This is a genomic window from Thermodesulfitimonas sp. (assembly GCF_052743955.1).
Window position 1 is genome coordinate 6,882 of record NZ_JBRAIN010000062.1, and the last position, 4,772, is coordinate 11,653.

The window sequence follows — 4,772 nt, forward strand, 5'->3', positions numbered from 1 at the left end:
CTACGTGGAGAAGCGGGTCGAGGCGCGCATGCGGGCCACCGGGCACGATGATTTCCGCACCTACTTCGCCTGGATGCGCTTCGACACTTCTGGCCGGGAATTCCAGGAACTGATGAACGCCCTCACCGTGAACGAGACCCACTTTTTCCGCGAGTACCACCAGCTTAAGTGCTTTGCCGAGGAGGTCATTCCCGAGATACTGGTCGGCCAGAACAGTAGCGCCCCGCGCCGCGTCCGCGTCTGGTCGGCCGGTTGCTCGACCGGCGAGGAAGCTTACACCCTGGCCATCATCCTGCAGGAGATGACCGCGGGCCTTCCCGACGGGCCGGTGCATTGGGAGGTGCACGCCACCGACATCAACACGGAGGTGCTGGAAAGGGCCAGGGAAGGAACCTACGGCCCCCGCGAGGTGCCGGAGGAATATCTGAACAAATATTTTCGCCGGTCCGGCGACGATTTTGAGGTAGTTCCCGAGCTGCGGCGCCAGGTGAGGTTTTACCACCTTAACCTGCTCGACCGCGACGGCATGAGATCGATGAGGGATTTTGATGCCATCTTCTGCCGCAACGTGCTCATCTATTTCGACGATGCTTCGCGGCGGGAGGCCGCCCTCTACTTTTACGACGCCTTGAGGCCGGGCGGCTTCATTTTTCTCGGGCACTCGGAATCGATGAGCAGAATCGCCCCGATTTTCAAGCTGAGAAGGTTTCGCGACGCCATTATCTATCAAAAATGAGGTGACGGCGTTGAAAAAGCGGGTTTTGATCGTTGACGATTCGGCAACCGTACGCGGTTATTGCGCCTCCGTGCTGGGAGAGGCGGGCTTTCATGTGGAGCATGCGGACAACGGGTATGAAGCCCTGGAAAAGGCGGCCCGGGAGGAATACGACCTTTTCATCGTGGACGTGAACATGCCGAAGATGCCGGGCTACGAGTTCGTGCGGCATCTACGGGAGGACGAAAGGACGGCCGGCACGCCGGTGGCCATAATCTCCACGGAGGCGAGGGACAACGATCGCCTGGAAGGCTACCGGGCCGGCGCAAACGTGTTTACCTGGTCAAGCCGGTCAAACCGGAAAGGCTGAAGATACTGGCAAAAATGCTCACCGGGGTGAGGCAGAGCCTGGCGGAGCATGGGGAGAGAATTACAAAAGCGCTCGATCGAACCGGTTTCCTGGCCGTCGCGCTGGCCGGCGAGGGCGCCCGGCGGGCGGCAGGGGAACTGGCTGCCAGGTGCCAGGAGTTGGCCGATTTGGCCGCCGGCTGCGGCCTGACGGCGTGGGGTGAGGTTATCGAAAAGCTGTAACTCCTCCTGGCACGGGTGAGAGACGGATACATAGGCCCCTCGGAGCGCCTTGCCGGGGCAGCGGCCCGGGCATTTGAGCTTCTCCTGGACGCCGCCGAGAGGCAGACCGCCGACCTGGACCTTCCTGAGCGGGACGAGCTGCTGGCCGAGCTGGCGGCCCTCTTGAGGGAGGCGTCTCCGCCCTCCGCAGCGCCGGCGAGACCGGAGGGCTGGCCATGCCTCTACGAGGTTAGCCTCGAGCTCCCCAGGACGGCGACGGAGCCAAACCTTTTCTCGGTTCTCGAGGTTCTTGCCTCGGCAGGCGAGGTGGCGGGCTGCCACGCGGGCTGCCACGTCGAGCGCGACGGCGCCTCGGCTTACCTGCGTCTCCGGTTCCGCGTCCTCTCGGGGCTTAGCAGCCAGGACCTGGAAGATAAACTGCGGGCCGTGGTCGGCGCGCCGCCGGGGCTGCGGCTGTCCGCCTATCCCGTATTTGCCGAAACCTGCGCCGATGGGCCAGAACCGGTGCCCGGAGGCGAAGAAGCACGGCCTGCGCCGAGGCGCCGCTTACAAGCGCTCCTGCCCCGCCGTCCCTGGACGGGGAAGAAAAAGAAGTCCTTGGCCTGATCCTGGCGCAGCAGAAAGAGTTCCTGGCCCAGGCCGCCTCTGCGGGAGATGATCCGCGCCTATATTGTTCCACTGTTTCGGTGCTCCGGCGCCTGGCCGCCTACCTGGGCCGGCAAGACCTCAAACGGCGGGCGGAAGGGTTCGGCGGCGGAGGCGAGACCGCTTCCTACCTGCGGGAAGTCGAGGCCCTCCTGGCGGACTTTGAGGCCGTGGCAGGCGCCGGTGGCCGGCCGGAGCCACAACCGGCGGCACGCGGCGCCGGCGCCGACGCGGGGAGCGGGGGTCAGGGCGACTTTGCGCCTGCGGGCACCCCCTCGGGCAGAACCCTGCGCATCGATGAGGCCAAGGTCGACCGGCTGATGGGGCTGGCCGGGGAGCTGGTGGTGGCGTGCAATGCGCTGCCCTACGTGGCCAGAAGACTGGAGGCCGAGTACGCCGCGCCTCAGGCCGCCAGGGAGCTCCGCGAACACCATGCCTCCCTGGAACGGCGGGTTCGCGAGCTGCAAGACGCCGTGATGGGGATGCGGCTGCTCCCCGCCAGCTTCGTCTTCCAAAAGTTTCCCCGCATGGTTCGCGATCTCGCCAGGGACCTGGGTAAGAGGGTGGAACTGCAACTGGAAGGGGAAGACACCGAAATCGACAAGACCGTAATGCAGGCCATCGGCGAGCCCCTTGGTGCACCTGGTGCGCAACGCCGTGGATCACGGCCTCGAAGCCCCGGAGGAGCGGCTGAAGGTGGGAAAGCCGGCAGTTGGGAGGGTGACCTTGCGGGCGGCCAGGGAAGGCAGCAAGGTGGTGGAGGTGAAGGACGCCGGCACTGGTGAGGCGGAAGGCCGTAGCGGCGGGACTTGTGTCCGAGGAAGAAGCCGCGGCCATGGCTGAGGAGCAGGTCATGGAGTTTCTTTTCCTTCCGGGCTTCAGCACTGCCGATAAAGTGACGTCCGTGTCCGGGCGAGGCGTCGGCCTGGACGCCGCGCGCGCCGCGGTCCAGAGGCTGGGGGGCAGCGTGCGGGTTCGTTCGGAGCTTGGCGCGGGCGCGACCATCCGGCTGGAACCCCCCCTCACGGTGGCCACCTCGAGGGTGTTGGTCGTCAAGCAGAACGGGGTGCGGTACGGGCTGCCCCTGCAGGACGTGCGGGAGATGGTCAAACTGCCGGCCTCCGACCTGAGGACCATGCGCGGGAAAAAGGTGGCGGTTCTCCGCGGCGAGGTCGTCCCTTTGGTGTTCCTGGGCGAATTCCTGGGCGCAGGTTTAGACGCGGCGTCCCTGACCGACGAACTGTGTCTGGTTGTGCTGGCGGCCGGCTACGCCCTGGTGGTGGACGGCTTCGTCGGCCAGGAGGATATTGTGCTCAAGCCCCTGGACCAGGCCGCAGGTTTCGACCCCTGCTTCGCCGGGGCGGCGGTCCTGGGTGACGGCGGCGTCCTCCTCGTCCTGGATCCTTACCAGATCTACGCCCGAGCTCAAATGGGGGTGTAGAGGCATGGCCTTTGACGAGAACCTCATGTCCTATTTGGAAGCGTTCCTCGAAAAAACTACCGAGCAGCTTCAGGCCCTTGAAGAAAGACTGGTTTACCTTGAAAAGGACCTGCGCAACCGCGACTGCCTGGAGGAAGTTTTCCGCCTAGCCCACACGCTTAAGGGAAACGCCGCGACCCTGGGGTTTGGGGGCATGGCGGGGCTTGCCCACCGCATGGAGGACCTGCTCGATGCCTTGCGCCGCGGCGCGGCAAACGTCACGCCCGAAGTTACCGACGTGCTCCTTGCCTGCCTTGACGCGCTTAAAGGGCTGGCAGAGGAGGCGGCGGGCAGAGGCGGGTGCACCGCCGACCTCGCCGTTCTCACCTGGCGCCTGGAGCGCCTGGCGAGGGGGGCGGCAGGGCGGAAGAGAAGGGGGATGCTGCCGCCGCCCAGACGGTCCTGGTCAAAGTGGAGCTGGCCGACGACTGTGCCATGCGGGCCGCCAGGGCCTACGTCGTGCTGCGCTGCCTGGAGGAGCTAGGCACTCTCGTCGAGGCCCGCCCGACGCTCTCCGAAGTCGAGGGGCTGCGATTTGAGGGCAGCGAAATAGAAGCTACAGTTGCCGTGCCAGATAGCCCGGGCCTGCTCGTGGAAGTGCTTTCCGCCACTCCCGAAGTGAAGCGGGTCCAGGTTCTGCCGCTGGGGACGCCGGTGGAAGCGCGCATCGAGGTGGGCGGCGCCCTCGACCCGCAGGCGCTGGCCGCGCGCCTAGCGGGCGAGAGAGCGCCGCGGGTGGTCCTCGACCTGAGCGGCCTTGGCGAGCTCGGCCCGGCCGGGCTGGACTGGCTGCTCTCGCTGAAGGAAGCCCGTGCCGTCGAGTTTGTCCCTCCTCGGCTGCCTGCCGGGAGGAGGTTGTTTGAGTTGCTTGCCACAGGCGGTTCTCTTCTCTTAAAAAAGGAATTGGCTTGAGAAAGGGTGATCTTACAGCGGTGTGCGGACCCTCCGCGTCAACTCACGTAGGAGAGGGTTGAGCGACCATGGGCAAGCGAATTCTCATCGTCGACGATGCCGCTTTCATGCGGATGATGCTCAAGGATATCCTCACCAAGAACGGCTACGAAATTGCCGGCGAAGCGGAAAACGGCCGGCGCGCCGTGGAGCTATACAGGGAACTCAAGCCCGATGCGGTTACCATATGGATATTACCATGCCGGAGATGGACGGGATTGCCGCCGTAAAAGAAATAAAGAAAATCGATCCCGGGGCCAGGATCGAGTAGTGTCCGGTATAGTGTGTAAAAAGGGGCAGGCCGAAAAGCAGGAAAGCCACCCCTCCCTCTGGTAGATAAGTCACCCATGGCGCCTACGCCGCCACCGGGGCATGAAAATTGTGCTATAC

The 4,772-nt window shown here is 64.8% G+C and carries 8 protein-coding genes and 1 pseudogene; all 9 read left to right on the forward strand.

Translation table 11 applies throughout. From position 1 onward, the window contains the following. Positions 1–736, forward strand: a 736-nt coding sequence (locus ACUVTA_RS06505) for a CheR family methyltransferase (protein WP_445952148.1), incomplete at its 5' end; no start/stop codon positions are given. Position 737: 1 nt separating this feature from the next. Further along, a complete protein-coding gene (locus ACUVTA_RS06510) occupies positions 738–1,085 on the forward strand; it encodes a response regulator (RefSeq protein WP_445952149.1) in 348 nt (115 codons plus the stop codon). 26 nt (positions 1,086–1,111) lie between these two features. Beyond that, the gene (locus ACUVTA_RS06515; protein ID WP_445952150.1) at positions 1,112–1,306 is read left to right on the forward strand and encodes a hypothetical protein; all 195 of its coding nucleotides are present in this window, start codon (positions 1,112–1,114) and stop codon (positions 1,304–1,306) included. A 15-nt stretch (positions 1,307–1,321) separates the two neighbouring features. Further along, positions 1,322–1,912 carry a hypothetical protein gene (locus ACUVTA_RS06520; RefSeq protein ID WP_445952151.1) on the forward strand — a complete coding sequence of 197 codons (591 nt, stop codon included), beginning with the start codon at positions 1,322–1,324 and terminating at the stop codon, positions 1,910–1,912. Between the two features lie 80 nt (positions 1,913–1,992). Continuing rightward, entirely contained in the window at positions 1,993–2,736 is a 744-nt protein-coding gene (locus ACUVTA_RS06525) for a hypothetical protein (protein ID WP_445952152.1), read from the forward strand. 68 nt (positions 2,737–2,804) lie between these two features. Beyond that, positions 2,805–3,392 carry a chemotaxis protein CheW gene (locus tag ACUVTA_RS06530; protein ID WP_445952157.1) on the forward strand — a complete coding sequence of 196 codons (588 nt, stop codon included), beginning with the start codon at positions 2,805–2,807 and terminating at the stop codon, positions 3,390–3,392. 4 nt (positions 3,393–3,396) lie between these two features. Next, on the forward strand, positions 3,397–3,915 hold the full coding sequence (locus ACUVTA_RS06535; RefSeq protein WP_445952153.1) for an Hpt domain-containing protein: 519 nt from the start codon (positions 3,397–3,399) through the stop codon (positions 3,913–3,915). Beyond that, positions 3,867–4,343 carry a hypothetical protein gene (locus ACUVTA_RS06540; protein ID WP_445952154.1) on the forward strand — a complete coding sequence of 159 codons (477 nt, stop codon included), beginning with the start codon at positions 3,867–3,869 and terminating at the stop codon, positions 4,341–4,343. Before ACUVTA_RS06535 ends, ACUVTA_RS06540 begins: the two co-directional genes overlap by 49 nt. Before the next feature lie 68 nt (positions 4,344–4,411). After that, positions 4,412–4,647, forward strand: a pseudogene (gene cheY / locus ACUVTA_RS06545) (chemotaxis protein CheY); the annotation flags it as partial. Positions 4,648–4,772: the final 125 nt, after the last annotated feature.